General features: G+C 70.6%; 20 protein-coding genes. 11 read left to right on the top strand and 9 right to left on the bottom strand.

Annotation, left to right across the window (positions count from 1 at the left end; translation table 11 throughout):
* Positions 1-55 precede the first annotated feature (55 nt).
* Entirely contained in the window at positions 56-1,543 is a 1,488-nt protein-coding gene (locus ACGFSB_RS13785; RefSeq protein WP_393398132.1) for a DUF1996 domain-containing protein, read from the top strand.
* 45 nt (positions 1,544-1,588) lie between these two features.
* Here ACGFSB_RS13785 and ACGFSB_RS13780 read toward each other — a convergent pair whose 3' ends face one another.
* Positions 1,589-2,032, bottom strand: a complete 444-nt coding sequence (locus ACGFSB_RS13780) for a hypothetical protein (protein ID WP_393398130.1) — start codon at positions 2,030-2,032, stop codon at positions 1,589-1,591.
* A 159-nt stretch (positions 2,033-2,191) separates the two neighbouring features.
* On the opposite strand from ACGFSB_RS13780, the gene ACGFSB_RS13775 reads away from it, so the two are divergent.
* The 3 genes from ACGFSB_RS13775 (at position 2,192) to ACGFSB_RS13765 (ending at position 7,914) form a co-directional block, all read left to right on the top strand.
* A complete protein-coding gene (locus tag ACGFSB_RS13775) occupies positions 2,192-5,317 on the top strand; it encodes an alpha-N-acetylglucosaminidase TIM-barrel domain-containing protein (RefSeq protein WP_393398128.1) in 3,126 nt (1,041 codons plus the stop codon).
* 149 nt (positions 5,318-5,466) lie between these two features.
* Entirely contained in the window at positions 5,467-5,961 is a 495-nt protein-coding gene (locus ACGFSB_RS13770) for a tetratricopeptide repeat protein (protein WP_393399009.1), read from the top strand.
* 57 nt (positions 5,962-6,018) lie between these two features.
* The gene (locus tag ACGFSB_RS13765) at positions 6,019-7,914 is read left to right on the top strand and encodes a hypothetical protein (RefSeq protein WP_393398126.1); all 1,896 of its coding nucleotides are present in this window, start codon (positions 6,019-6,021) and stop codon (positions 7,912-7,914) included.
* 8 nt (positions 7,915-7,922) lie between these two features.
* Here ACGFSB_RS13765 and ACGFSB_RS13760 read toward each other — a convergent pair whose 3' ends face one another.
* From ACGFSB_RS13760 to ACGFSB_RS13740, 5 genes are all read right to left on the bottom strand, one after another.
* Positions 7,923-8,444: a GNAT family N-acetyltransferase gene (locus ACGFSB_RS13760; protein WP_393398124.1), complete on the bottom strand. Its 522-nt coding sequence runs from the start codon at positions 8,442-8,444 to the stop codon at positions 7,923-7,925.
* Positions 8,441-9,145, bottom strand: coding sequence for a TetR/AcrR family transcriptional regulator (locus ACGFSB_RS13755; protein ID WP_393398122.1), 705 nt, complete (start codon positions 9,143-9,145; stop codon positions 8,441-8,443). Before ACGFSB_RS13755 ends, ACGFSB_RS13760 begins: the two co-directional genes overlap by 4 nt.
* A 90-nt stretch (positions 9,146-9,235) precedes the next feature.
* Entirely contained in the window at positions 9,236-10,306 is a 1,071-nt protein-coding gene (locus tag ACGFSB_RS13750) for a PDR/VanB family oxidoreductase (RefSeq protein WP_393398120.1), read from the bottom strand.
* Position 10,307: 1 nt separating this feature from the next.
* A complete protein-coding gene (locus ACGFSB_RS13745) occupies positions 10,308-11,246 on the bottom strand; it encodes a metal-dependent hydrolase (protein WP_393398118.1) in 939 nt (312 codons plus the stop codon).
* Between the two features lie 58 nt (positions 11,247-11,304).
* Positions 11,305-12,966 carry a SpoIIE family protein phosphatase gene (locus ACGFSB_RS13740; RefSeq protein WP_393398116.1) on the bottom strand — a complete coding sequence of 554 codons (1,662 nt, stop codon included), beginning with the start codon at positions 12,964-12,966 and terminating at the stop codon, positions 11,305-11,307.
* A gap of 347 nt (positions 12,967-13,313) precedes the next feature.
* Between ACGFSB_RS13740 and ACGFSB_RS13735 the strand changes: the two genes are divergently transcribed.
* The 3 genes from ACGFSB_RS13735 to ACGFSB_RS13725 are packed head-to-tail and all read left to right on the top strand — an operon-like array spanning position 13,314 to position 17,035.
* The gene (locus ACGFSB_RS13735; protein ID WP_393398114.1) at positions 13,314-14,960 is read left to right on the top strand and encodes a glycoside hydrolase family 13 protein; all 1,647 of its coding nucleotides are present in this window, start codon (positions 13,314-13,316) and stop codon (positions 14,958-14,960) included.
* 53 nt (positions 14,961-15,013) lie between these two features.
* Positions 15,014-16,069: a LacI family DNA-binding transcriptional regulator gene (locus ACGFSB_RS13730; protein WP_393398112.1), complete on the top strand. Its 1,056-nt coding sequence runs from the start codon at positions 15,014-15,016 to the stop codon at positions 16,067-16,069.
* A 54-nt stretch (positions 16,070-16,123) separates the two neighbouring features.
* The gene (locus ACGFSB_RS13725) at positions 16,124-17,035 is read left to right on the top strand and encodes a phosphatase PAP2 family protein (RefSeq protein ID WP_393398110.1); all 912 of its coding nucleotides are present in this window, start codon (positions 16,124-16,126) and stop codon (positions 17,033-17,035) included.
* Here the strand turns inward: ACGFSB_RS13725 and ACGFSB_RS13720 are convergent.
* Together ACGFSB_RS13720 and ACGFSB_RS13715 are read right to left on the bottom strand one after the other, a co-directional pair.
* Entirely contained in the window at positions 17,016-18,596 is a 1,581-nt protein-coding gene (locus ACGFSB_RS13720; RefSeq protein WP_393398108.1) for an amidohydrolase, read from the bottom strand. The genes ACGFSB_RS13725 and ACGFSB_RS13720 overlap by 20 nt on opposite strands.
* Before the next feature lie 148 nt (positions 18,597-18,744).
* Complete coding sequence (locus ACGFSB_RS13715) at positions 18,745-20,193, bottom strand: APC family permease (protein ID WP_393398106.1); 1,449 nt, start codon at positions 20,191-20,193, stop codon at positions 18,745-18,747.
* A 148-nt stretch (positions 20,194-20,341) separates the two neighbouring features.
* On the opposite strand from ACGFSB_RS13715, the gene ACGFSB_RS13710 reads away from it, so the two are divergent.
* Positions 20,342-20,959: a TetR/AcrR family transcriptional regulator gene (locus ACGFSB_RS13710; protein WP_393398104.1), complete on the top strand. Its 618-nt coding sequence runs from the start codon at positions 20,342-20,344 to the stop codon at positions 20,957-20,959.
* A gap of 137 nt (positions 20,960-21,096) precedes the next feature.
* Here the strand turns inward: ACGFSB_RS13710 and ACGFSB_RS13705 are convergent, their stop codons facing one another.
* Positions 21,097-24,117 (bottom strand): bifunctional [glutamine synthetase] adenylyltransferase/[glutamine synthetase]-adenylyl-L-tyrosine phosphorylase, encoded by a 3,021-nt coding sequence (locus ACGFSB_RS13705; RefSeq protein WP_393398102.1) that lies wholly within the window; start codon positions 24,115-24,117, stop codon positions 21,097-21,099.
* A 136-nt stretch (positions 24,118-24,253) separates the two neighbouring features.
* Here ACGFSB_RS13705 and ACGFSB_RS13700 point away from each other — a divergent pair, with 136 nt between their 5' ends.
* The 3 genes from ACGFSB_RS13700 (at position 24,254) to ACGFSB_RS13690 (ending at position 25,955) form a co-directional block, all read left to right on the top strand.
* Positions 24,254-24,787, top strand: coding sequence for a pyridoxamine 5'-phosphate oxidase family protein (locus tag ACGFSB_RS13700; protein ID WP_393398100.1), 534 nt, complete (start codon positions 24,254-24,256; stop codon positions 24,785-24,787).
* A 12-nt stretch (positions 24,788-24,799) separates the two neighbouring features.
* Entirely contained in the window at positions 24,800-25,234 is a 435-nt protein-coding gene (locus tag ACGFSB_RS13695) for a VOC family protein (RefSeq protein ID WP_393398099.1), read from the top strand.
* A 118-nt stretch (positions 25,235-25,352) separates the two neighbouring features.
* Entirely contained in the window at positions 25,353-25,955 is a 603-nt protein-coding gene (locus ACGFSB_RS13690) for a Uma2 family endonuclease (protein ID WP_393398098.1), read from the top strand.
* The last annotated feature ends 110 nt before the right edge of the window (positions 25,956-26,065 follow it).

Raw genomic sequence — 26,065 nt, 5'->3', positions numbered from 1 at the left:
CGAGCAATTCCGTGCGTGATTGAACGGGGCCGACTCCTGTTGCGTACGTAGTCCCATGGGACGCACACCACGACGCACATCACGAAAACGATCACAACTCGCCGGGCGCGCGATCGCCGCATCGGCGGCACTCATCCTGGGCGGCGGCGGAATGGTCGCGGTGAATGTCTACGCGAACGCCGAGGAAAGCAACGGCTCGCCGCCCGCCCAGACCCAGTCCGGCGAGCAGGGCGGCTGGCCGGGGATGGCGACCATCAGCTGCCCGGACGTCGGCACCCAGCTGTCGGACGTGCCGGACGGTGCCCGCGCGGACGTCGACCGGCGGCTCGCGGAGCTGGACACCCAGATCACCGCCGCGTACGAGAAGTTCGCCGACTCCAAGGACACCGACCAGGCCGAGGCGGTGCTCGGCCCCCTCGAGGAGCAGCGGCGGCCGACCATCGAGGGCATCGGCTCCTCGATCGACCAGGCGGGAGGTCAGCCGCCCCAGGGGATCGACGGCATGGCGCCGTGCACCATGCGGGCCGACGACTCGGCCGGGCAGCAGCCTCCGCAGGGCGGGGACGACGGCCAGGAGCAGCCCCCGCAGGACGGCGGCGACCAGCAGCAGCCGCCCGGTGACGGCGCAGAGCAGCCGCCGGACCAGCAGAACGGCAATGGTCCCGAGGCGGGCGACTTCGTCGACATCAACTCCGTACAGCCCAACGTCAACCGGCCCGGAAAGCAGCGCGGCGCATCGCGCGGAACCTTCACCACGAAATGCGGGACGAACGAGAACGGCAAGTTCAATCCGGACAATGTCATCGCCGCGCCCGGCGTGAGCAATGGCGCTCACCATATGCACGACTATGTAGGAAATCAGGCCACGGACGCCTTCTCCAGCGATGAAGATCTCGCGAACGGCGACACCACGTGCCAGAACCAAGGGGACAAGTCGACCTATTACTGGCCGGTCCTGAGGCTTCAGAACGGAGAGAACGAGAACGACGCCGGCGCGGACGGCGGCGGCAAGGACCAGAATGTCGGCAAGATCCAGACCCCGAGTTCCGTCACGCTGAAATTCGCCGGGAACGCGACGAGCAAGGTCGTCGCGATGCCGCGCTTCCTGCGCATCATCACCGGTGACGCCAAGGCGCTCACCAATGGTGACGCGAACGCCAACGCGTCCTGGAGCTGCACCGGCTTCGAGGACCGCCAGCTGAAGGACAAATATCCGATCTGCCCCGAAGGCAGCCAGGTCGTCCGGTCCTTCAAATTCCAGAGCTGCTGGGACGGTCAGAACACCGACAGCGCCAATCACCGTACGCACGTGGCCTTCGCCGACCCCAAGAGCGGCGCCTGCCCGCAAGGGTTCAAGGCCATTCCGCAGCTGGTGCAGCGCATCGTGTACGACGTGCCGCCGGGCCCTGGATTCGCCGTGGACTCGTTCCCCGAGCAACTGCACAAACCGGTCACCGATCACGGTGACTTCATCAATGCCTTCGACGACAAGTTGATGCAGCGCGTGGCCAAATGCATCAACAGTGGTCAGCGCTGCAATTGAGTCGATCCGAACAACTGTCGCGCTGACCCCCGTACCGCTGCGCGGTCAGCTCGTGTGGTGACCGGAGTGGCCCGAGTGCCCCGGGCTTCCGTCCTCGTGATCCCCACCACCGCTACTCCCCGAGTGGTGTGAGGACTTCTCCACCGTCCCGCCGAGCCGGCCGCGCAGCCGCGTGACCACCTTGCCGTCGCCGACCGCGACCCACTTCTTGCCGATGAGGTACGTGCCGCCGTAGTCGTTCGCCTCGTCCAGCCATTCGGCCTGGCCACGAGCGGTCGCGAAGGTTACGAGGACGTAACGGCGGGCACCTTTATCGCAGGTGGCCTGCCGTAGTTCGGCCGCGTCCGTCTGGATGTCGGGCTCGCACTTCGCCGTGGCCGCCAGCTGCTCCAGGCTGCCGCTCGCCGTGTCCGGCGGTGCGTCGTCGCCGTCCGAGCCACATGCCACCAGAGTCAGCGTCAGCGTCAGCAGCACTCCCGCCGTACCCATGCCCATAAGCGTCTTCCGCGCTGTCCTCATCGTCCCATCAGTCCCATCGATCCCATCAGTCCCTTCAGGCGAGGTGAACTCGCCATCTCCGTATGCACCGTTGAGCGTGGGCCGTCGCACGGATACCGTGCGCCGCACCAATCGACCCAGGGGGTACACATGTCCGATCCGTCCCGACGTTCCGTGCTCGGCACCGCCGGGGCCATCGGCCTCAGTGCCGCCGTCGGCGGGGTGGCGGTTCCGTCCCATGCCGCCGAAGGGACCGCCGGTGGCCCCGCCTCCGCCTTCGATACGGATTCCGCGCGCTCAGCACTCAACAGACTCCTGCCGCATCACGCGGAACAGTTCCGTCTCAGACTCACGCCCGCCGAGGGCGGCGTGGACCGTTTCCGGGTGACGGGCACGACGGGACGGATCGACGTGTCCGGTACGACTCCAGCCGTACTGCTCACCGGCGTCCACTGGTATCTGAAGTACGTCTGCGGGGCCCATATCGCCTGGAACGGCAGCCAGTTGGACCTGCCGCGGAGACTGCCCGCGCCGTCACGGGCGCTGGAGCGGTCCACCGCGCTGCCGCACCGGTTCGCCCTGAACGACACGAACGACGGGTACACCGCGCCGCACGCCGACTGGGCGTACTGGGAGCGCATGATCGACGTACTCGCGCTGCACGGCTGCAACGAGGTCCTGGTGATCGCGGGCGCCGAGGCCGTCTACCACCGGGTGCTCAAGGACTTCGGCTACAGCGACACCGAGGCGCGCGCGTGGCTGCCCGCGCCGACGCACCAGGCGTGGTGGCTGCTGCAGAATCTGTCGGGTTACGGCGGCCCACTGTCGCCCGAACTCATCGCCCAGCGAGCCGAGTTGGGCCGCAAGATCGTGGACCGGCTGCGCGAGCTCGGGATGGCGCCGGTGCTCCCCGGTTACTACGGCCATGTCCCGGACGGCTTCGTCGCGCGTAACGGCGGGGACGCGCGGGTCGTCCCGCAGGGGAACTGGCACGGGTTCAAGCGGCCCGACTGGCTCGACCCGCGGACCGCGTCCTTCGCGAAGGTCGCCGCGTCCTTCTACCGGCACCAGGAAGAGCTCTTCGGTGCCGCCGAGCACTTCAAGATGGACCTGCTGCACGAGGGCGGCACCGCGGGCGACGTCCCGGTGCCGGACGCGGCCCGCGGTGTCGAGGCGGCCCTGCGCAAGGCCCGCCCCGGCGCGACCTGGGTGATCCTCGGCTGGGAGGCCAATCCGCTGCCCGCGCTGCTCGACGCGATCGACCGGCGGCGGATGCTGATCGTGGACGGGGTCTCCGACCGCTACACGAGCGTCACCAATCGCGAGAAGGACTGGGGCGGGACTCCGTACGCGTTCGGGACCATCCCGAACTTCGGAGGGCGTACGACCATCGGCGCGCGGACCCATGTGTGGAACGAGAAGTTCTTCGCGTGGCGGGACAAGGAGGGGAGCGCGCTCGCGGGTACGGCGTTCATGCCGGAGGCGACGGACCGTGATCCGGCGGCCTTCGAGCTCTTCTCCGAACTGGCGTGGGTCAAGGGGAAGTTCGACCTGGGGGCGTGGTTCGGTGGCTATGCCGGGTTCCGGTACGGCGGGCGGGATGCCGATGCGCGGGGGGCGTGGGACGCGCTGTCCGACACCGCCTATCGGCATACCGCGGTCGAGCGGAGCGACCCGCACGACTCCCTTTTCGCGGCCCGGCCCGACCTGGCGGCGAACCGTGCCGCCGAGTACGCGCCGCGTGCGCTGACGTACGACCCGGGGCGGTTCGACGCGGCACTCTCGGGGCTCCTCGGGGTCCGTGGCGGGCTGCGGCGCAGCGCCGCCTACCGGTACGACCTGGTGGACGTGGCCCGGCAGGCCCTGGCTCATCGGAGCCGGCAGCTGCTGCCGCAGCTTCGGGCCGCGTACGGGCGGAAGGACGAGGCCGCCTTCCGTGCCCTGTCGACGTTGTGGCTCCGTCTGATGCGCCTGTCGGAGGAGGTGGCGGGCACCAACTCGGCGTTTCTGCTCGGCCCTTGGGTGGCTTCGGCCCGGCGGATGGGGACGAACGATGCGGAGCGTGCCGAGTTCGAGCGGACCGCCAAGGTACTGATCACGGTGTGGGGCGGTCGGGCGACCTCCGACGCCGGGAACCTGCACGAGTACGGGAACCGTGAATGGGCCGGTCTGATGGCCGACTTCTACGTGCCTCGGTGGCAGAAGTGGCTCGATGAGCTGGCCGACGCGCTGGCCGCTGGGCGGGAGCCGCGTGCGGTCGACTGGTTCGCGGTGGAAGAGCCGTGGACACGGGAGCGCAAGGACTATCCCCTGCGGGGCGTCGGCGATCCGTATCGGACCGCCTCGCGGGTGCGTGACGTGCTGGCCCGCGCGCCCTACCAGGGGGCGTTGGAGGTGGCCGCGGAGCCGCCGGCGCTGCCGCCCGGCGGGCACGCGCGCGTGGAGGCCGTCTTCCGCAACGTCAACGGGCTGCGGGGCACGGGGCGTGTCGACTTCGAGTTGAGCGGGGTCGACGCGGAGCCCTCCGGGCCTGTGTCCCTGCCCCGGGTCGCTCCCGCGGGCACGGGAAAGGTGGCGTGGCGGGTGAACGCGCCGGGGACACCGCTGGACCGGCCGTTGCGGGCGCTTCCCTACAAGATCTCAGTGCGGTACGGGCCGGAGGGCGAGGAACGGGTCAGCTCCGTCCACGAGGACCAGCTGTTCGAGGCGGGGCCGCTGGGTGCGGGATGGAAGACGTACACCAACAGTGCGGCTGTCTTCGGTGAGTTGGAGGGGCGTTACGCGATCGACGGGGCGGGCGCGGACCTGTGGAAGGGCACGACGGAGTTCGGCGCGCTGTACCGCGATGGCGCGTTGCGGGACGGGGTCTCTGTGACGGTACGGGTGGACTCCCAGGCGGTGACGGGGCCTTGGGCGAGGGCGGGCCTCATCGCCCGCAACGCGATGGGGGTGGCGGGGTCGCGGGGGTTCGTCGACCTCGCGGTCACTCCGGCGAACGGGGTGGTGCTCTCGTACGACACGAACGGCGACGGGACGCTGGACACCTACAAGCGGATCACGGGGATCAAGGCGCCGGTGCTGCTGCGGTTGGGGCGGGCGGGGGACGTGGTCACCGGGGCGTGCTCCACGGACGGCGGGGAGAGTTGGCGGGTGGTGGCGAGTGTGAGTGTGCCGGGGGTGGCGGCCGCGCAGGATGTGGGGCTGTTCATGAGTGCGACCAATGGGGGTGGTGGGGGGCACGGGACGGTGGAGTTCAGCGGGTGGAGGGTTGACTGAGCGGGCGGTCCCGGTACCGGGTGCGGTACCGGGTGCGGTACCGGGTGCGTCTTGGGGGCGGGGGCGCGCCGCCGACTGCGGGGTGATCAGGAAGAGGGTGCGAACGCCCTGCTCATGCGCCTTCGTCATGCGAAGCTGTGGCCATGGATATGGATCGTGACTGGGAGCGGCGGTTGGCCCAGGCCTGGGCCTCGTTCGACGGATACGACGAGGCCCACGCCGGGGACTTCCGCGACGTCATCGACAAACTGGTCGGTGAGTTGCCCGACGGCAGTCCCATCGCGCCCTTCGAGCAGGCCTGTGCGTTTGACTCCACAGGGCACTCCGATCGGGCCGTGCCCCTTTATCAAGAAGCCCTGGAGAAGGGGCTCGACGGGTACCGGCGGCGGCGGACCGTGATCCAACTGTCCAGTTCGCTCCGGAACATCGGGCGGCCCGAGGACGGCGTCGCGCTCCTTACACCCGAACTGGACGCCCCGCACGACGAGTTGGATGATGCCATTCGCGCGACCCTGGCTCTGTGCTTGGCCGGTCTTGGCCGGGAGCGGGAAGGTCTCGCCCTGGTTCTGGGCGCCCTGGCGCCCCATCTGCCGCGATACCAGAGGTCCATGGGCAACTATGCGCGGGAGCTCGTGGAGAGGTGACGAGCGGAGAGGTGACCATCTGACGATTCGCTCGTTTTGCTGAACGTGTCGTCGAATGTGAAGTCACCCTCCCCGTCCCAGGATCTCTCCGGCGTCGTCGATGTCGAGCAGGCCGAAGCCGCCCTCGTCGAGCACTACCCGCGTCTGGTGCGGCTCGCCTATCTGGTCCTGCCGCCCAGCCTCGGGCGCAACCGGCGGGTCCTGACCGCCCACGCGCTCACCCAGCGTGCGCTGCCCCGCAGCCGCAGGTCGGGCGAGTCCGAGGTCATTCCGGTGCAGCGGGGCGGGGACGGGCGTAGCGGCGACCCCGGGTACGCGTACATGCGGCTCCGGGTCATCGGCACAGCCCTCGACGCCGGGCTTCCGCTGCGGTGGAGGGCCTGGCCCAAGCGGTCCCAGCTGCCGCCGCTGCTTCCGCAGGTGTGGGGGCTCCGGCTCTTCCCCAGGTCGGGGGGTGCCGACGAACTCGCCCTGGATCAGGGCCTCTCGGCACTCTCGGGGCCCGCCCGTGCGGCGTACGTGCTGCGCGGCCTCGAGCGGCTCACCGACAGCGACGTACGCAACGTGCTCGCCGCCACGGGCGTCGAGGATCCGGCGGCCGCGCTCGCGGAGGCCGACGGCGTCGGCGCGTCGTACAAGCTCCTCCAGTCACCCGAGTTCGACCCCTGCTCACTGCAGGCGAGGCCCACCGATCTGATGCGGCGCAGGCAGCACATGAAGGCCGCCGGTGTCGCGCTCGCGGCCGCCTTGGTGTGCGGGGCACTGCTCGGTCTTCCGGGCGGCGGGTGGAACCCGGACGGGGCCGCCGCACCGCCCTACGCGAAGAACCCGGCGGGGCAGGCCGCGCTGGATCCGGGGCAGTTGACGAGGGCCGCCCCCGCCGCGTGGAAGCAGTCCGCGAGGACCGACTTCTCCGTGTGGCCCGCCAGGGGTGGCCTCGTCGGTGACGAGGCGCTGCTGCGGCGGGCCCTCGCCGTCTGGGCGAGGCCCGGCGAGTCGGTGCAGGTCTCCGCCACGCCCGGCACCGCGGCAGGTGCGCCGCCAGGACCCGCCCAGCTCCTCTTCGCGGGCGAGGTCGACGCGGCACGGGTCGTCCTGCTCTACGACGGTCTGCGCGTGGTGCGGTACGCCGAACCGAAGGACGGCACCAGCGGGGCCGCCCTCGACTTCGCGCGCGTGGACGGCGCGACGAGCGCCGAGGCGGGTGCCGTGGTGGTGAACCGGGTCGACGGCAATGTGCGCTATCTGACCGCGCCCTGGGTGGGCGGTGTCTCGCTGCGGGACCTGCTGAAGCCGGGCGCCGGCGCCACCCCCGTAAAGCGGGACGGGGACGGTGTCACGGCGCCGTTCGCCAGTCCGGCGCAGGCCCGCGCGTGCACGTCCTGGAACACCCTGCAACTGCGGGACGACGCGGGCGTGAACCGTCTCTCGTCCGACCTCGGCGAGCTCGTCCCCGCCCACCTGACCGCGGGCCGCCCGCAGGCCCCGCGCGAGGCGACCGCGGCGGACTGGTCCGGGACCGCGTGCTCGCTGACCGCAGCGCGGTCGAACGGAGTGCGGTCCGTGAACTCCTGGCAGTACGCACGTCAGGTGCTCCCCGAGGCGAACGGCCCGGCGGCATGGCTGTGCACGCGGGCCGACACCTGGCGCGGCCCCGGAAGCCGGGTGCTCGCGCAGTTCAAGGCGGCGGGGGCTGCCGCCGTCGCGGCGAAGGCGGAGGACTCCGCGGCCTGCGGGCCGCGGAAGCCACTGGTGCTCGCGGGAGTGCGGTGGAAGTCGCGGGGCGGGAACTGGTATCTGCTCGGCGGCGGAAGCAGGGGGGTTGTCTCGGTGGCGATGTCGGGAGGCGTCCCTTCCACCGGCAACACACTGGCCGTCCCTACGAAGCGGGACGCGCGCACCGGGCTCACGGGACGTCTGGCCGACGGCACGAAGGTGCCGACGCTGCGTTGAGCCCCCGGCTATGCCCCTCTCAGCTCCTTCAACCCCTTCAGCTCCTTCTCCAGGAGCATCACTCCGTACGTACTCCCGTCCGCCGCCACCTTCCCCGGCAGCTCCCCCACCACCGCATAGCCCACCGCCTCGTAGTACTCCCGCAGCCGCGGGTTGGACGACACGCAGTCCAGGCGGCAACGCTCCCGGCCCGCCTCCGCGATCCGGCGCTCGGCGTGGGCAAGCAGCGCGCGGCCCGTTCCGGGCGGGGCGCCGCGGCTCGTCATCAGGCGGTGCACGTAGCCGGCGACGGGTGGCTGCACGCCCCAGGCGGGCTCGTCCGCCCACCACACCTCGTACGCCCCGGCGACGCTCTCGCCGTCGTACGCGAGCCAGACCTCGTCCGATGCGATCCGCCCACGGAAGTGCGCCTCGCCCTTCTCGCCCGGCTTCCACTGGTCGATCCCCCGGTCCTGCATCCAGCGCGCGGCGCCTTCGTAGAGCGCGACGAGGGTGGGGATGTCCCGTTCGTCAGCGAGGCGGTGGGTCAACGGCTCGGCTCCTGCGGGGCCAGGGCGATGAGGCGGGTGATCAGTTCGCCGAAGGGGCCCTCCGGGGGTTCCTCGGCGAGGATGCGGCGCAGGATCGCCGCCATCTCCTCGTCGTACGCGGCGCTCACCGCGGCGAGCGCCGCGAAGTCGTGGACCAGTTGCAGCTCGAGCTCGACGCGCGGGATGCGGCGGCCGTCGAGCCAGATGAGTGCGGTGGACTCGGCAAGGGAGATCCAGGAGCGGACCACGAGCTCAAGCCTCGCGGGCGGGTCCGTGATGCCCAGGTGCGTGAGGATCTGGACGTACGCCTCCTGGCGCACAGAGTCGATCATGGCGTTGGTCGTGGACGAGCCGACCGCGGGCCCGCCCCGCATCAGCGCGGAGAAACCGGGACCGTGGCCGTCCACGAAGTCCAGGAAGCGGCCCATCACGCGAAGCAGCCGCGCGCCCAGCGGGCCTTCCTTCGGTTCCACGAAGCGCTCGGACAGGTCGTCGGCCGCCCGCTGCAACGCCGCTTCGTACAGGCTGAGTTTGCCTGGGAAGTAGTGGTAGACCAGCGGGCGCGAGATGCCCGCGGCCGCTGCTATCTCGTCGATGGACACATCGTCGGGCGAGCGGTGGCTGAACAGGTCGAGCGCGACCCCGATCAACTGCTGCCGCCGCTCCTCGACACCCATCCTGCGGCGCACCCCGGTAGTCATGCGAACACCTTACCGAGCAGATCCGGCCGTCCAAGGGGCCGGTCCACCCCGACCGTTCACATCTCCCGTCCCGTGCCTCCGTCCCGTGCCTCACATGTCGAGGACGATTCGGTCACCGCTCGCCCTCGATACGCAGATCAGCATCGAGTCGGCGCGCTCCCCGTCCGTGAGCAGCTCGTCCCGGTGGTCGATCTCCCCTTCCAGGACCCGCTGTTGGCACGTACCGCAGAATCCCTGCTCGCAGGAGAACGCGGTGTTGGGCAGCTCCGCGCGCACCGCGGACAGGACGGTGGTGTCGGCGGGCACGTCGATGGTCCGGCCACTGCGGCGCAGCTCCACCTCGAAGGGGCCGTTGCCGTCGGTGGAGGTGCGGGGCGTGAATCGCTCCAGGTGCAGGTCGGCATCCGCGGGCAGCGTCGCCGCCACCGCCTCCATCAGCCCTTCCGGGCCGCAGACGTGGACCGCGGTGGTGGCCGGGAGATCGTGGAGGAAGGACGCGAGGTCCGGGCGGTCGCCCTCGTCGTCGGCGACGACCGTGACCCGGCCCGCCACAGCACCCGCCAGTTTCTCCACGTCCTCCAGGAACGGCATGGAGGCGCGGGAGCGGCCCCCGTACAGCAGTCGCCAGTCCTGTCCCGATGCCTCAACTGCCCGCAGCATGGGGAGGATCGGGGTGATGCCGATGCCGCCCGCGATGAAGACGTAGGCATCGGCTTCGGCCAGCGGGAAGCGGTTGCGCGGGCCGCGCACCTCGATCTCCGCCCCCTCCTGAAGCTGCTCGTGCACCTCGCGCGAACCGCCGCGGCCACCCTGCTCCGCGCCGATGAGGCGGGTCGCGACGGTGTACGAGGAGGTGTCCTCCGGGTCCCCGCACAGCGAGTACTGGCGGACGAGCCCTGACGGCAGGACCAGATCCAGGTGGGCGCCCGGCTGCCAGGCGGGCAGGTTCTCGCCCTCGAGGCGCAGTTGTACGACCCCTTCGGCGACCGTCTCGCGCCGGGTGATGAGGAGGCGTAGCGCGCGAGAGCGGGGGCGGCCGGATACGGGCTCTTCGAGGGTCGGCAGCGGCCACAGCGGGGAGGCGTCGATGCGGCGGCGCATGGCCCGCTTGGCGAGCACGGCCGCGCCCGCGACGAGCAGGACGGTGCGGATGCGGGGCATGTCAGCGCGCTCCCTTCGGTGCGGGCAGCGGGTGCGGGCCCGTCGCGGCTTCGGCGGCGGTGGCCGCCGGGGACGAGGAGAGGTAGGCCACGGCCTGTGCGGTGCTGCCCTCCTGGGAGGGGTGATAGGCGCGGCTCAAGTAGCGGGGGATGGAGCGGATCATGTCCTGCGTGGTGGGCAGCGTGCCCTTCTTGCCGCCCTGGTAGAAGTCCTTGAAGGATGCCTTGCCGCCGGTCAGCGTCGGGTCGTTCTCCATGAAGAAGCGCGCGCCGCGCTGCCAGAGGAAGACCAGGGCGGTGAAGGCCGTCGCCCAGGTGCGGGCGCGGCGGCGGTAGCTGCCGTCGACGTGCATGAAGAGGTCGAAGGCGACGGAGCGGTGCTCGACCTCTTCCGCGCCGTGCCAGCGCAGCAGATCCAGCATCGTCGGGTCGGCGCCCCTGCGGTCGAGCTCGTCCGCGTTCAGGACCCAGTTGCCGAGGAAGGCGGTGTAGTGCTCGATGGCCGCGATCATCGCGACGCGCTCCATCAGCCACCACTTGCGGGCCTTGCCCGGTGGCAGCGTCCTGTCGCCGAGCATCTTCTCGAAGAGCCAGTCGACCTGGGCGGTGTAGGGCGTGGGGTCGAGGCCGAGATCCTTGAGGTGGGGCAGGACCTCGTCGTGGGCCTGTGCGTGCATGGCCTCCTGACCGATGAAGCCGATCACGTCCTCGCGGAGCCGCTCGTCTCGTATGTACGGAAGCACCTGCTTGTACACATGGACGAACCACCGCTCGCCCGCGGGCAGCAGCAGATGGAGGACGTTGATCGTGTGCGTGGCGAAGGGGTCGCCCGGCACCCAGTGCAGCGGGGTGTTCTCCCAGGAGAAGGAGACGTTGCGTGCCTTGAGCGCTATGTGCTCGGACGCGACGGGCTCGGCCGCCCGGCTCGGCGTATTAGACATGCTGTCAATGTACTGATGAGTAAGGAGCCGGTACAGGTGTGTGCGGAGGGATTCTTTTTCAGCGGCGGCGCAGCGCGAGCAGCGCGATGTCGTCCTCGCGTTCACGGCCGAAGCACGCGAGGAGCGTGTCGCAGAGGGCCGTGACACCCAGCGGCGACCGCTCCGCCGCCCGGCGCAGCTGCTCCATCGACACCGCCAGGTCGGTCCCCCGCGTCTCGATGAGCCCGTCCGTCACCATCAGGAGCCGGTCCGTGGGCGCGAGGGTCACCTCCGTGGGAGGGGGCCGGTCCAGGCCGAGCCCGAGCAGCGGTCCTCGCGCGTCGACGTACGCGGCCGTCCCCTCGTCCCGCACCACGAGGGGCGGGATGTGTCCGGCGTTGGCGATGCGCGTGAGCCCGGTGCCGGGGTCGACGAGGCTCAGGCACATCGTGGCCGTCACCTCCGGGTGGTAGCGCTGGAGCATCCGGTCGATGCGCCGCGCGAGCGCGCCGGGTCCCGGGTCCTCGACGCAGTACGCGCGCAGTGCGTGCCGGATCTCGACCATCACGGTGGCCGCGTCGAGCGAGTGCCCGACGACATCGCCGATCCCGGTGAGGACACCGGCGGGCGTCGGGAGCGCCGCGTAGAAATCGCCGCCGATCTCCGCGTGCCGGGAGGCCGGTTCGTAGCGTACGACGACTTCCGCGCCGGGCAGTTCCGGCATCCGCTGCGGCAGGAAGCTGCGTTGGAGGGTCAGAGCGACGTGGCGTTCTTCTTCGTACATCAGCAGCGGCTCCGCGGCGAGTGCGGTGGCCTGGGCGAGCCGGGCCACGAGGTCGCCCGGTTCACGGGGGATCTCCTCCTGGCCCGCGGGCGTCGTGAGGCACACCAACATGCGGCCCTCGCGCAGCCCGGCCACGACGAGCTCGGCGTCCTCCGGCGTCCTGTCGCACCACTGTCCGGCGGACCCCGACGAACGGAAGGACCCCGCCGGACGGAAGAACCCCGGCGGCCACAGCGGCGCGGGCACGACCCTGCGGCGCACCCCCGTGCGCCCCGCCATGACACGCCGCATCAGCCGGGCCACCGCCTCGTGCGTCCCGGCGTCCGGCAGCGAGGCGGCGGTCCGGCGCCGGGAGAGCCCCCGGTGGATCTCGCCGTCCTCGCCGAGTACGAACACGGCGGCGGGACCGCCGGTCAGGCGTGCCGTGCCCACCGCCGCCGCTTCGGCCAGCTCGCCGAGGCAGCGCGCGGACTGCACCTCGAGGATCGTCTCGGCAAGCAACGCGAGCTGATCCACCCGGAGTTGGGCATCCGCGCGGCAGCGTGCCCCGCGTGCCGCGGCCCGGACGACCGCCTGGATCTCCTCAGGTTCGGCGGGCACCGTCAGATAGGACTCGCCGCCCGCGTCGAGCCCCTTGCACCGGTCGGCGGGGGCGCGCGCCGCCGCCGAGAAGTGGACGACGGGCAGGGCGGCGATGGGGGGCGACTGCTTCATGCGGCGGCAGAGTTCGTAGCCGCTCATGTCGGGCAGGCCGACGTCGACGAGCGCCACATCGGGCAGGTCCCCCGCACGCATCCGTACGTCGAGTTCGACGAGGGCCTCGCTCGCATTCGCGGCGAGCAGGACCCGGTGTCCGTCCCTGCGGAGAACCGCGCTCAGGGCATACCTGCTAGCGGCCACGTCGTCGACCACGAGGACCGTGCTGGTCGTACTCACCGACTTGCCGATGACGCTCACGCGGGGCGGCCCCCTCAGAGCGGGACGGAACAGACCGCCTCGGGCCTGCCTCACCAAGTTAGCGCCCTGCCGCACACCCCGGGAGGAGACTGCGACAGTGCGCCCCGGATCGGTAGAGGTCCCCGAACCCCCTTCGTAGACAGCTTGCTTGACGGTAAGATCCGCGCCCGCCGCCGCTGTGACCTGCTGTTCCCATTCGCTGTACGGAGGGCGGATGCGGGGTCCGTCGCACGGGACATCAGCAGATCGCGGTACGCCGTCCGGTGACCTTCGTCTTCCGTGGGGCGTTCACCGGAGTATCCGACTACCTACTCCGCACTCCGCCCCCCACTCCCCAAGGGACCTCGATGCCCCAGCACGTCACCACCGCTCACACCCCCGACACCTCCAACACCATCGCGCACCGGGAGTGGTGGCGCGACGCCGTCATCTACCAGGTCTATCCGCGCAGCTTCGCCGACGGGAACGGCGACGGCATGGGCGATCTGCCGGGTGTCACGGCCCGCCTCCCCTACCTGAAGCGGCTCGGCGTGGACGCGGTCTGGCTCTCCCCCTTCTACACATCGCCACAGGCCGACGCCGGGTACGACGTGGCCGACTACCGCACGGTGGACCCCATGTTCGGCGCCATGCCGGACGCCGACGCTCTCGTACGGGAAGCGCACGCGCTCGGCCTGCGGGTGATCGTCGACGTGGTGCCCAACCACTGCTCGGAGCAGCACGAGTGGTTCAAGCAGGCGCTGCGCGACGGCAGGGATTCGCCGCTGCGGGAACGCTTCCACTTCCGTCCCGGCAAGGGTGAAGACGGCCAACTGCCGCCCAACGACTGGGAGTCCGTCTTCGGCGGTCCGGCCTGGACGCGGGTGGCGGACGGCGACTGGTACCTCCATCTCTTCGCGCCCGAGCAGCCCGACTTCAACTGGGAACACCGCGCGGTGCACGACGAGTTCCACTCCATCCTGCGCTTCTGGCTCGACCTCGGCATCGACGGCTTCCGCATCGACGTGGCGCACGGCCTGGTCAAGGCGGCGGGCCTGCCCGACATCGGCCACGAGGAGCAGGTGAAGCTGCTCGGCAGCCAGGCCGTCCCCTACTTCGACCAGGACGGCGTGCACGAGATCTACCGCAGCTGGCGGCGGATCCTCGAGGAGTACGCCGGTGAGCGGATCGCCGTCGCCGAGGCGTGGACACCGACGGTGGAGCGCAGCGCGCTGTACCTGCGGCCCGACGAGCTGCACCAGGCCTTCAACTTCGAGTATCTGACGACCGGTTGGGACGCGGCGGAACTGCGAGCCGTCATCGACCGCTCCCTCGACGCGATGAACTCCGTGGCAGCACCCGCCACCTGGGTGCTCTCCAACCACGACGTCGTACGCCACTCCACCCGCTTCTCCGAGGGGGACGAGGCGCGGGGCCTGCGCAGGGCGAAGGCCGCCACGCTCCTGATGCTCGCGCTGCCGGGCTCTGCGTACATCTACCAGGGCGAGGAGCTCGGCCTGCCCGAGGTGACCGAGCTGCCGGACGAGGTGCGCCAGGACCCGGCGTTCTTCCGCAGCGCGGGGCAGGACGGGACACGGGACGGATGCAGGGTGCCGCTGCCGTGGTCCGGGGAGCAGGCGCCGTTCGGCTTCGGCCCGGCGGACGGCGGCCCGAGCTGGCTGCCGCAGCCGGCCTCCTGGAAGAGGTTCTCGGTCCGGGCCCAGGAGGGCGACCCCGCGTCCACCCTGGAGTTCTACCGCAGCGCGCTCGCCGTGCGCCGCGAGCACCCGGCCCTCGGGGCGGGCCGCGACGTGGAGTGGCTCGACGCCCCGGATGGCGTCCTGTCCTTCCGCCGCACGACGGCTCGGGGCACGGTCGTCTGCACGGTGAACCTCACCGCCGAGCCGGTCACGATCGCTGCTCCGGGCACGGTGCTTCTGTCGAGCGCGGAATCCGTAGGGGCCGCCGGTCAGGTCAGCATCCCGGCGGATGCAACGGTCTGGTGGGCGGCCTGAGATTTCAACGGTCTGGTGGGCAGCCTGAGATGTGACCGGTACAGTCCAATCCTGTGACCGCGCGGCTGGCAGACATCGCAGTACAGGCGGGGGTCAGCGAGGCGACGGTCAGCCGGGTGCTCAACGGCAAACCGGGCGTCGCCGGGGCCACCCGTCAATCCGTGCTTGCCGCACTCGATGTGCTCGGCTACGAACGGCCGGTGCGGCTCCGCCGGATCAGCGCGGGCCTGATCGGGCTGATCACGCCGGAGCTGGAGAACCCGATATTCCCCGCGCTCGCCCAGGTCATCGGGCAGGCCCTGACCCGGCAGGGGTATACGCCGGTCCTCGCCACGCAGACGCCGGGCGGTTCGACGGAGGACGAGCTGACGGAGATGCTGGTGGACCGCGGCGTCTCCGGCATCATCTTCGTCTCGGGTCTGCACGCGGACACCTCGGCCGACATGCAGCGCTACGAACAGCTGCGTGCGCAGGGCGTGCCGTTCGTGCTCGTCGACGGCTTCTCCCCCAAGGTGCAGGCGCCCTTCATCTCACCGGACGACCGCGCGGCGATGCGCCTCGCGGTCACCCACCTCATCTCCCTGGGTCATACACGCATCGGCCTCGCCCTCGGGCCGAGGCGATTCGTACCCGTACAGCGGAAGATCGAGGGTTTCGTACGCACGATGCAGGACCAGCTCGCACTCACCCCCGAGGAGATCGAGTCGGATCTGGTCCGGCACTCGCTGTACACGCTGGAAGGCGGGCAGGCCGCGGCGTCCGCGCTGATGGACCGCGGCTGCACGGCCGTCGTGTGCGCGAGCGACATGATGGCGCTGGGGGCGATACGGGCGGCGCGGCAACGCGGTTTCGAGGTCCCGGACGACATCTCGGTGGTCGGTTTCGACGACTCGCCACTGATCGCGTTCACCGACCCGCCCCTGACCACGGTGCGTAAGCCCGTGCCTGCGATGGGGCAGGCGGCGGTGCGCACGCTCCTCGAGGAAATCGGTGGCACGCCCGCCCCGCACAGCGAATTCGTCTTCATGCCGGAGCTGGTGGTTCGGGGTTCAACTGCTTCATCCCCTGGGGGTCGCAGTCGTTCGCAGGACGTAGAGAATGCGACCTGAACCAGACCTTGGGATGATCGGTCGAGGGGTGGGTATCTGGCAGACTCTGTGCCTATGGGTGAGATGACGGTGACGACACTGGAAGGCCGGCAGGGCCAGCAGGGGACCACCACAGCGCCACCCGTCGCGGGCGAGCGGGACGACCGCAATGGGCGGAGGTTCCTGCGCCGTATGCGTACGCCCCGACGCCCTCGCCTCTGGTTCGAGATCCTGCTGATCGCGGTGAGTTACTGGACGTACTCCATGATCCGCAACGCCGTGCCGGAACAGAAGTCGCAGGCCCTGCACAACGCCGACTGGCTCTGGAAAGCGGAGCAGCACCTCGGTATCGCCGTGGAGCAGAGTGTCAACCACGCGGTGAACTCGGTGACATGGCTCATCGTCGGCATGAATTACTACTACGCGACGCTGCACTTCGTGGTGACTCTGGGTGTCCTGGTGTGGCTGTTCCGTTGCCACCCCGGCCGGTACGCGGCCACGCGCCTCGCCCTCTTCGCGACGACATTGGTGGCCCTGCTCGGTTACTACCTGTATCCGCTGGCACCCCCGCGCCTGATGAACGGCCATGACTTCATCGACACGGTCCTCGTCCACCAGACCTGGGGCTCCATGGCCTCCGGCGACCTCAAGCACATGTCGAACCAGTACGCCGCGATGCCCTCGATGCACATCGGCTGGTCCCTGTGGTGCGGCCTGACGATCTTCGCCCTGGCCTCGGTCCCGTGGGTGAAGGTGCTCGGCCTGCTCTACCCCACCGCGACCCTCATCGTCATCGTGGCGACGGCCAACCACTTCTGGCTGGACGCGGTGGGCGGCATGATCTGCCTGGCGTTCGGGTTCGCGGTGGCGTGGGCCTGGTACGGGTCCATGCCGTACAAGCTGCCGCGTGAGGTGGCAGTGCGGGGCGAGAAAGTGCGGGGCGAGAAAAAGGCTGAGGCTGCACCTCTCACGGCTGGCGATAGGTGACGTGTCCTCCGGACACGGTCAGCCGGATCGGCGCCTGAGCGACTTCGTCGGCGGGGGCGGTCACCGGATCAAGGCCGAAGGCCGTGAGGTCCGCCCGGAACCCCGGGGCGATCCGCCCCGCGACGCCTGCCTCGCCCGCGGCGATCGCGGCGTGGGAGGTACAGCCCTCCAGGGCCATGAGCCCGGTGAGCCCTTCCCCCGCTGAAGCCGCCCCCTGAGGCTTACGCGCGGTCGTCAGCACCTGACGTGCGTCGTAGTGCGCGATGGGCCAGTCGGAGCCCAGCGCCACGACGGCTCCGGCGTCTCGCAGCTCGCGGGTCCGCCAGGCCCTTGCGGCCCTTACGTCGCCGAGCCGCTTGGACCACTCGTCGGTGTGGTCGGCACGGGTGTAGGCCGTGTGGGGCGGCTGCATGGAGGCGATGACGCCCAGCTCCGCGAAGCGCGGGATCGTGTCGTCCGGGACGGTCTCGATGTGCTCGATCCGGTGGACGAGACGCCCGCCGGGGCCGAGCGAGGCGACGGTGTCGAGCACGTGCCGTACGGCGGCGTCCCCGATGGCGTGGGTCGCCGTGCGCACCCCGGCCGCGTGCAGCTGCCGTACGGCATCCGCGTACGCCGCCGGGTCCGGCCAGAAGGCGTCCGTCCCCTGCCCGTGACAGTCCGCGTGCTCGAGCCAGGCGGTGCCGCCCTCGACGGTGCCGTCCATGAAGAACTTGGCGCCGCCGACGAGCCAGTGCCTGCCGCGCATCGCCTGCAACGCGACGAGCTCCTCGATCCCCTCCTTGTCGATGCCGGGCATACACCAGGGGGCGAACCGCAGCCGCAGGGGGAGGTGCGTCTCGTCCTCGACCGCTGCGAGCAGTCCGGGTACGTCATCGCCGCCGAGGTCCATGACATGGGCGCCGGTCAGACCGGTGGCCGCCATCGCGGAGAGCAGCTCGACCAGGCGGGTGCGGCGCTCGGCGCGGGAGGGCCTGGGCAGGACGGGGGTGACGAGGTCCATGGCGGCGTGCTCGATGAGGTGCCCGGTGGGGCTCCCCTCGGCGTCGCAGACGACTTCCGCCCGCTGGACGAACTCGCGGGGCCCCGCCACGCCGGCCGCGCGGAGGGCGGCGGCGCTGACGAGGGCGGAGTGGCCGTCGTAGAGGCGGATGAAGGCGGGGGCACCGTCGAGGACGTCCTCGACGAGATCCCGATGGACCGGCCGCCCGCCGAAGGCGTTGTGGTCGAGCCCCCAGCCGATGACCCACCCGTCGACACGGGCTGCTGTGCGCAGGGCGGAACGGAGCTCGTCGAGATCGCGTACGCCGCTGAGGTCCTGGCCGGTGGCCATGTCCAGGCCCATGACGGGATGGCTGTGGGAGTCGACGAGACCGGGGGTGAGGGTGGCTCCGCCGAGGTCGAGCAGCTCGGTACCGGGGCCGCGCCAGTCGCGTACGTCGGCCTCGTCGCCCACTGCCGCGATGTGTCCGTCAAGGACGGCGAGGGCGGTGGCCTGCGGCCGGCTGGGGCCGAGGGTGCGGATGTGGGCGCCGGTGAGGATGAGGTCTGCGGGGGGCATGGGGGGCTCCGTTCGGGTGGGTGGGTTATCGGTCACCGGCTTCGCCGAGTTCGTCCTCAGAGCCTGTGTCATATCCCCGCGCGCCCGACCGGGGATATGACACAGGCTCTCAAGCGCCGGACGGGCTGGGAAAGGGGTCGGGGACGCATCAGTTCGGCTCGCCGGCGAAGCCCTCGTACACCTCAGGACGGCGCCGACGCAGCCGCATCGCGAGGACGAGCCCCAGGACGAACACTGCGGGAGCAACGCCCACCAGGATCGTGTTCACAAAGGGCGACGCTCCGGTGAAGACATCGATGTGGGTGGCGACCAGGACAAGCGCCGCGCTCAGCAGCACCGTCGCGACCACGGGAGCCACCACCGTCCGCAGCACTCCCTCCCGGTGGCTTATTCGCCGGAAGTAGAAAGGAACAGCAATCGCCGCGACCAACTGAAGCGCCAACAACCCGATCATCCCTGGGGTGTTGACCCACAGCAACAGCTGCTGGTACGGATCCGCGCCCGCCAGCGCGAAGGCGAGCACCACCACCGCCCCCAGCAGGGTCTGCGCCGCCCCCGCCACATACGGCGACTTCTGTCGCCCGTGCACCCGGCCAAGGGCCTTCGGCAGGACACCCTCCTCCGCGAGCCCGAGCCCGTACCGGTTGATGGCGTTGTGGAACGCGAGCAGCGAGGCCAGCACACTCGTCACGATCAGGACGTGCATCAGGTCGGCGGCCCATCCCCCGACATACGTCGTGATGGCCGAGAAGAAGAGCCCGGCCGGGTCCGACCCGGCAGCCTTCACCACCGCCTCGTCGCCGAAGGCCTGAATCACCGTCCAGACGACGAAGGCGTAGAAGAGCCCCAGGAACGCCACCGCGATGTACGTCGCGCGCGGCACCGTACGGTCGGGATCGCGCGCTTCTCTCCGGTAGATGACGGTCGACTCGAATCCGGTGAACGCCGCGAAGGCGAAGGCGAGTACGGCGGCCGTGCCGGGCACGAAGACGTTCCCCGGGGCGAAGCCGTCCAGGCTCAGTCCGCCCCCGCCGCCTCCCTTGATCAGGACGCCGCCCGCGAGGAGCACCAGGATCCCGGTCTCGGCGACGAGCAGCACACCGAGCAGCTTCGCGCCGAAGTCGATCGACCGGTATCCGGCGTACCAGATCAGGAGCAGCCCGGCGAGGGACACCGGCAGCCAGGGGATGTCCGCGCCGAACAGGGCCTGCGCGGTGTCCTGCGTGGCGGTGCCGAGCAGGCCGTAGACGCCGATCTCCATGCCGTTGTAGCCCAGCATGGCGAGGAGCGCGGCGGCGATTCCGGCGGGGCGGCCGAGGCCGCGGGTGATGTACGCGTAGAAGGCGCCGCCGCTGCGGACGTGGCGGCTCATCGCGGTGAATCCGACGGCGAACACGGCGAGCGTGATCCCGGCGAGCAGATAGCCGACGGGGGCGCCGATGCCGCCGAGGGAGATGGCGATGGGGGCGACGCCCGCCATGACGGTGAGCGGGGCGGCGGCCGAGACGACGAAGAAGGCGATTTCGGCGGTGCCGAGCGAGCCGGTCCTGAGGGTGGGTTCGTCCTCGACGGCTGGTCGTGGGGCGGTGGTGGACATGCGGAGGGAAGCCCTTCTGCGGCAGGCGGGGGCAGGGGGCACGGCAGGGGGAGTGGTCGCCGCGAACCCGAAACCTAAAGGCTTTCGGTTTTCGCAATGTAACCTCATCGACGGGCATCCGGGAAGGCTTCACGGGGAGATCGAAAACATGGGACGGCCGCGCACACCCCTGCTCGACAGGGAGCGCATCACCACGACCGCGCTCGCCCTGGTCGACGAGACGGGCGACTTCAGCATCCCGCAGATCGCCAAGCGCCTCGGCGCGCAGACCGGCTCGGTGTACCACCACGTGGATGGCCGCGAGGGCATCGTGGAACTGCTGCGGGAGCGGGTGAGCGAGGCGATCGACGCCGGGACGCTGGACCCGCGGCACCCCTGGGACGAGGCCCTGTCCGACTGGGCCCGCTCCTACCGCGCGGCGTTCGCGGCCCACCCGAGGGCGATCCCGCTCCTCATGACCTCACCGGTGCGGGCACCGCGCGTCCTCGACCAGTACGAACGCGCGGTGACGCTGCTCATCGACGCGGGGTTCACCATCGCCGACGTCATGCCGGTGATCATCGCCCTGGAGAACACGGTCCTGGGCTCGGCGCTCGACCTGGCGGCGCCGGAGGCCATGTGGGAGCTGCCGGACGAGACGTCGACACCGCGCCTCGCACAAGCGCTGGACGCGGCGCCGGAGGGCCACGCCGACCGTGCCTTCGAGCTGGCGCTCGCGGGGTTCCTGGCCCATGCGCGGGCCATGCTTGCGTCGGACGGTACGTAGCGCTACTTCGTCACGCCACCGATGAACGTGACCCGCTGGCCGATGCCTTGCGCCAGACCCCCGGGGTGGGACGTGACCCGGACGCCCGTCGGCAAGCAGGTGCGGTGCCTGTTGCCGCACGGTGACGGATAGCGGCTCTACGCCCCGTAGAACCTCTCCTCCATCACGGCCCGCGCCCGCCGCGTGATCCGCCGGTAGTCGTCCAGCATGTCCCCCACATGCCCGGGGCCGTACCCCAAGTACCGCCCCACAGCGGCCTGTTCGCGGCCGTCCGACGGGAACGTGTCGCCCGCCCTGCCGCGCACCAGCATCACCGCGTTGCGCACCCGTGTGGCAAGGACCCACGCCTCATCGAGGATCGCCGCGTCCTCCGTCGGGATCAGTTCGGCCGCGCAGGCCGCCGCGAGGGCCTCCCGGGTGCGGGTCGTGCGCAGGCCCGGTTCGGCCCAGCCGTGGGTCAGCTGCATGAGCTGGACGGTCCATTCGACGTCCGAGAGGCCGCCGCGGCCCAGCTTGGCGTGGAGGGTGGAGTCGGCGCCGCGCGGCAGCCGTTCCGCCTCCATCCGGGCCTTGAGGCGGCGGATCTCGCGGACCGCGTCCTCGCCGAGGCCCTCCGGCGGGTAGCGGAGAGGGTCCACCAGGTCGATGAAGGCGCGACCCAACTCGGCGTCACCCGCGACCGGTTCGGCCCGTAGCAGCGCCTGGGACTCCCAGACGAGGGACCAGCGGCGGTAGTAGGCCTCGTACGAGCCGAGCGTGCGCACCAGCGGGCCCGACCTGCCCTCCGGGCGCAGATCCGTGTCGATCAGCAACGGCGGGTCGGCGCTGGGGAGTTGGAGGAGCCTGCGCATCTCCGACACGACCTGGGCCGCCGCCTTCGCCGCCTCCTCGTCCCCGACGCCCTCGCGCGGCTCGTGGACGAAGAGGACGTCGGCGTCCGAGCCGTAGCCCAGTTCGTGGCCGCCGAAGCGGCCCATGCCGATCACCGCGAAACGGGTCGGGAGCGTGTCGCCCCAACCCTCCCGGACGACCGCCCGCAGCGTGCCCGCGATCGTCACCGCGGTCAGGTCGGAGATCGCGTCGCCCACCTGGTCCACGAGGGTGCCTGGATCCGCTTCGGCCGGGCTCTCCTCCGTGCCGTACGAGCCGATGATGTCCGCCGCCGCCGTACGGAACAGCTCGCGGCGGCGGACACCTCGGGCCGCCCGCACCGCCTTTTCGGCGCCGTCCGCGCGGCCCACCGCGGCCAGGGTCTCCTGCTCCAGGTGGGCGTAGTCGCGCGGTTCGAGGCCCCGCTGATCGCCGAGCAGGGCCACCGCTTCGGGGGCGCGAAGGAGGAGGTCGGGGGCCAGGCGTCCCGCGGACAGGACGCGGGCCAGGTTCTCGGCCGCCGCGCCCTCGTCGCGCAGGAGCCTCAGATACCAGGGCGTCTTGCCGAGCGCGTCCGACACCTTGCGGAAGTTCAGGAGGCCCGCGTCGGGGTCCGCCGAGTCCGCGAACCAGCCGAGGAGTACGGGCAGCAGGGTGCGCTGGATCGCCGCCTTGCGGGTGACGCCCGATGCCAGCGCCTCCAGGTGGCGCAGGGCGGCCGCGGGGTCGTGATAGCCGAGGGCGACGAGGCGTTCGCGGGCCGCTTCCGTGCTCAACCGCGTCTCGACGGGGGCCAGTTGGGCCACGGCGTCGAGGAGCGGGCGGTAGAAGAGCTTCTCGTGCAGGCGGCGGACCACCGATGTGTGCCGCTTCCAGGCACGGTTCAGTTCGGTGATCGGTTCCGTCCGCATCCCCAGGGAGCGGCCGATGCGGCGCAGGTCCGCGTCGTCCTCGGGGATCAGGTGGGTGCGCCGCATCTTGAAGAGCTGGATGCGGTGCTCCAGGGAACGCAGGAAGCGGTAGGCGTCGTCGAGCTGGACCGCGTCCACGCGCCCCACATAGCCACCGGACGCGAGCGCCTCCAGGGCCTTGAGCGTCGAGCCGCACCTGATCGACGTATCGCCGCGGCCGTGCACCAATTGCAGGAGCTGTACGGCGAATTCGACGTCCCGCAGCCCGCCGGGGCCCAGCTTCAGCTCACGGTCGACCACACCCGCGGGGATGTTCTCCACCACCCGGCGGCGCATCTTCTGCACATCGGGTACGAAGTTGTCGCGCTCGGCGGCATGCCAGACGAGGGGCGCGAGCGTGGCCACGTACTCAGCGCCGAGCTCCAGATCGCCGGCCACCGGGCGGGCCTTGAGCAGCGCCTGGAACTCCCAGGTCTTGGCCCAGCGCTGGTAGTAGGCGAGGTGCGAGGAGAGGGTGCGTACGAGGGGGCCGTTGCGGCCCTCGGGGCGGAGGTTGGCGTCGACCGGCCAGATCGTGCCCTCGACGTTGGTCTCCGAGCAGATCCGCATCATGTGCGAGGCGAGCCGCGTGGCCGCCTGGATGGCCTTGCCCTCGTCGGCGCCGTCCGTGCTGCCCACACTCCCCGCACCGCCTGAGGGCTCGGCGACGAAGATGACGTCCACGTCCGACACGTAATTCAGCTCGTGGCCACCGCACTTGCCCATCGCGATGACCGCGAGCCTGCACTGCGCGGCGTCCGCGGGGGCCTCCGTCATGGCCATGGCGAGCGCGGCGCGCAGGGTCGCCGTCGCCAGGTCCGCGAGCTCGGCCGCCGCCTCGGCCACGTCCGTCGTGCCGCAGACGTCACGGGCCGCTATGGCGAGCAGGCAGCGGCGGTAGGAGACGCGGAGCGAGACCGGGTCGGTGGCGTCGGCGAGGCCACGCTCGAACTCCTCGATGCCGGGGTGCAGGTCGACCGCTTCGTACGTGACGAGAGCGTGCCAGTCGCGGGGGTGCCTGGCCAGGTGGTCGGCCAGCGCCTCGGATGCGCCGAGCACGCCGAGCAGCCGGTCGCGCAGCGGCTTGGCGCTGACGAGGGTGTCGAGCAGCTCCCGGCGGCTGAGGTCGTCGGGCTGCCCCTCGACGAGGCGGACGAGGCCGAGCAGCGCCAGATCGGGGTCGGCGGAGGCGCCCAGGGCGTCGAGCAGCACCGGGTCGGACCGCACCGCCGACAGCTCCGGGGCGCCGAGCAGCCGCTCGGCGGCGGACGGATCAGTGAAGCCATGGCGCAGCAGCCGCGTGAACGTACTGCTTCTGCGCCCTTGCGGCACCGTCATCCCCGCGCCTCCGTTCGATCACTCCTGGCCCGAGCCCGAGCCTACGGCCTGACCGATGAGTTCTGCCCGCGCGCGGAGTCCGTCCTTGGACAGGACCATGGACGGGAACGCGCACGGCAGCATCAGGAGGCGGACCATGCCCCGCAGGGAACCTCGTACGGAACTGGACGCCCGATACAGCAGCACCGGGGCGACGGCGACCCCGTGGCCCGACGCCGTGCGTCAGCTCAAGGCGGCCGAGCTGTTCTGGATCTCGACCGTACGTCCCGACGGGCGCCCCCACGTCACACCGCTGCCCGCGGTCTGGCTGGACGACGCCCTGCACTTCTGCACGGGCCCCGAGGAGCGCAAGGCACGGAACCTGGCCGCGAACCCCGAGACCATCCTGACCACGGGCACCAACCTCTGGGACAAGGGGTACGACCTGGTCGTCGAGGGCCCCGCGGTCCGGATCACCGCCGAGGACAGACTGCGGCGCCTGGCCGCGGCATGGGAGGCGAAATACGGCAGCTTCTGGCACTACGAGGTGCGGGACGGCTGCTTCCACCACGGCCCCGGCCACGCGTACGTCTTCGAGGTGGCCCCTCGCACAGCCTTCGGCTTCGGCAAGGGCGAACCGTTCAGCCAGACGCGGTGGCGCTTCCGCGCTGACAAGCCCGTGGCTCCCTGATGTACTCGGTTCATGGAATACACACTTGAGGTGATCCCGCTTCCCGTCAGTGACATCGACCGGGCCAAGGAGTTCTACCGCGACAAGCTCGGCTTCCATGTGGACATCGACGCGGAGGTCATGGCGGGTATGCGCATCGTCCAACTGACCCCGCCCGGCTCCGGCTGTTCCATCGCCCTCGCCGACACCCTCTGGGAGACGATCGCAGGACCGTCCCCGGCCGCGGGTTCCTACCAGGGCCTCCAACTGTGCGTCGCCGACGCGAAGGCCGCGTATGCGGAGCTGACCGCGCGGGGCCTCGACGTCTCGGAGCCGGTGGCGCATTCACCGCAGGACGGCGGGACGTTCATGTACTTCACGGATCCGGATGGCAATGGGTGGTCGATCCAGGAGTATCGGGTGCGTGGGACGACGCCACTGCGGGACGCGATTGTCAGCGCCCCGTAGGGGGCTCGGGGGTCGCCCTGAGGGCGCGTACTGCGATGGCCTAGGCCATCGCAGTACGTTGGACACGCACACATGATGTGGGTGTGACCGCCCTCCCTCGGAGCCAGGAGGCAGACCGTTGACCGCTCAGCCCGTCGAGCCGACCCCTCAAGCGGCCTACCACCAGCTTCGAGACCTCGCTGACGAGATCACCGACACGGCGGACCGGCGAGGCACTAGGGTGCGGGCTGACATCGCAGACCAGAGGATCAACGTCATCGTGATGAGCCCGTCCACCCGTCACGGACGCATCGTGAGCATGCTGACGGTGCAGATCGAAGGCCAGGACGAGCAGGCAGTCACCATGGCTGAGACCAGGGTCGAGCACCCTGGCCTGGGACTGTGCCGCACCGCCGACCTCCTCGCCATGTCGCAGGAAGCGTTCGACGCACAGGACGACGACGCCGCGGCGTTCGCCCCGACCGTCGATCTCGCCGTTGAGGTGGTTTCCAAGTCGAACCCGGGCAACGACTACGTGGCCAAGCTCCGCGACTACCCGCGCATGGGCGTCCCCGCCTACGCAATCATCGACCCGCGTGATGGCACGATCTCCGTCCACACCGACCCGGACACCCTCAGCGGCGAGCCCCAGTACCGCACCAACAGGCGCTACGTGTTCGGGGACAAGGTCTCCATGGGGCGCTGGCTCGTCGACACGGCTCGCTTCCCTCGTTACCGCTGACAGAGGTGCAGTGGCCTAGTGACCTGAGTCTGAGGTTTGGCGTTAGTTCGGTATGAGTCGTCCGGGTCCGAAGATTCCGCCGTTGTCGGTGACCGATGCCCAGCGGGGTG

This window comes from Streptomyces sp. NPDC048441 (assembly GCF_043200235.1).
Classification (GTDB): domain Bacteria; phylum Actinomycetota; class Actinomycetes; order Streptomycetales; family Streptomycetaceae; genus Streptomyces.
The sequence above is the reverse complement of the archived record's forward strand: the minus strand, read 5'-3'. Positions and strand labels throughout refer to the sequence as shown.

Coding starts and splice junctions, on each gene's coding strand:
- ACGFSB_RS13785 (WP_393398132.1), top strand. CDS start 56: ATGGGACGCACACCACGACGCACATCACGAAAACGATCACAACTCGCC.
- ACGFSB_RS13780 (WP_393398130.1), bottom strand. CDS start 2,032: ATGGGTACGGCGGGAGTGCTGCTGACGCTGACGCTGACTCTGGTGGCA.
- ACGFSB_RS13775 (WP_393398128.1), top strand. CDS start 2,192: ATGTCCGATCCGTCCCGACGTTCCGTGCTCGGCACCGCCGGGGCCATC.
- ACGFSB_RS13770 (WP_393399009.1), top strand. CDS start 5,467: ATGGATCGTGACTGGGAGCGGCGGTTGGCCCAGGCCTGGGCCTCGTTC.
- ACGFSB_RS13755 (WP_393398122.1), bottom strand. CDS start 9,145: ATGACTACCGGGGTGCGCCGCAGGATGGGTGTCGAGGAGCGGCGGCAG.
- ACGFSB_RS13750 (WP_393398120.1), bottom strand. CDS start 10,306: ATGCCCCGCATCCGCACCGTCCTGCTCGTCGCGGGCGCGGCCGTGCTC.
- ACGFSB_RS13745 (WP_393398118.1), bottom strand. CDS start 11,246: ATGTCTAATACGCCGAGCCGGGCGGCCGAGCCCGTCGCGTCCGAGCAC.
- ACGFSB_RS13735 (WP_393398114.1), top strand. CDS start 13,314: ATGCCCCAGCACGTCACCACCGCTCACACCCCCGACACCTCCAACACC.
- ACGFSB_RS13725 (WP_393398110.1), top strand. CDS start 16,124: ATGGGTGAGATGACGGTGACGACACTGGAAGGCCGGCAGGGCCAGCAG.
- ACGFSB_RS13720 (WP_393398108.1), bottom strand. CDS start 18,596: ATGCCCCCCGCAGACCTCATCCTCACCGGCGCCCACATCCGCACCCTC.
- ACGFSB_RS13715 (WP_393398106.1), bottom strand. CDS start 20,193: ATGTCCACCACCGCCCCACGACCAGCCGTCGAGGACGAACCCACCCTC.
- ACGFSB_RS13710 (WP_393398104.1), top strand. CDS start 20,342: ATGGGACGGCCGCGCACACCCCTGCTCGACAGGGAGCGCATCACCACG.
- ACGFSB_RS13705 (WP_393398102.1), bottom strand. CDS start 24,117: ATGACGGTGCCGCAAGGGCGCAGAAGCAGTACGTTCACGCGGCTGCTG.
- ACGFSB_RS13700 (WP_393398100.1), top strand. CDS start 24,254: ATGCCCCGCAGGGAACCTCGTACGGAACTGGACGCCCGATACAGCAGC.
- ACGFSB_RS13695 (WP_393398099.1), top strand. CDS start 24,800: ATGGAATACACACTTGAGGTGATCCCGCTTCCCGTCAGTGACATCGAC.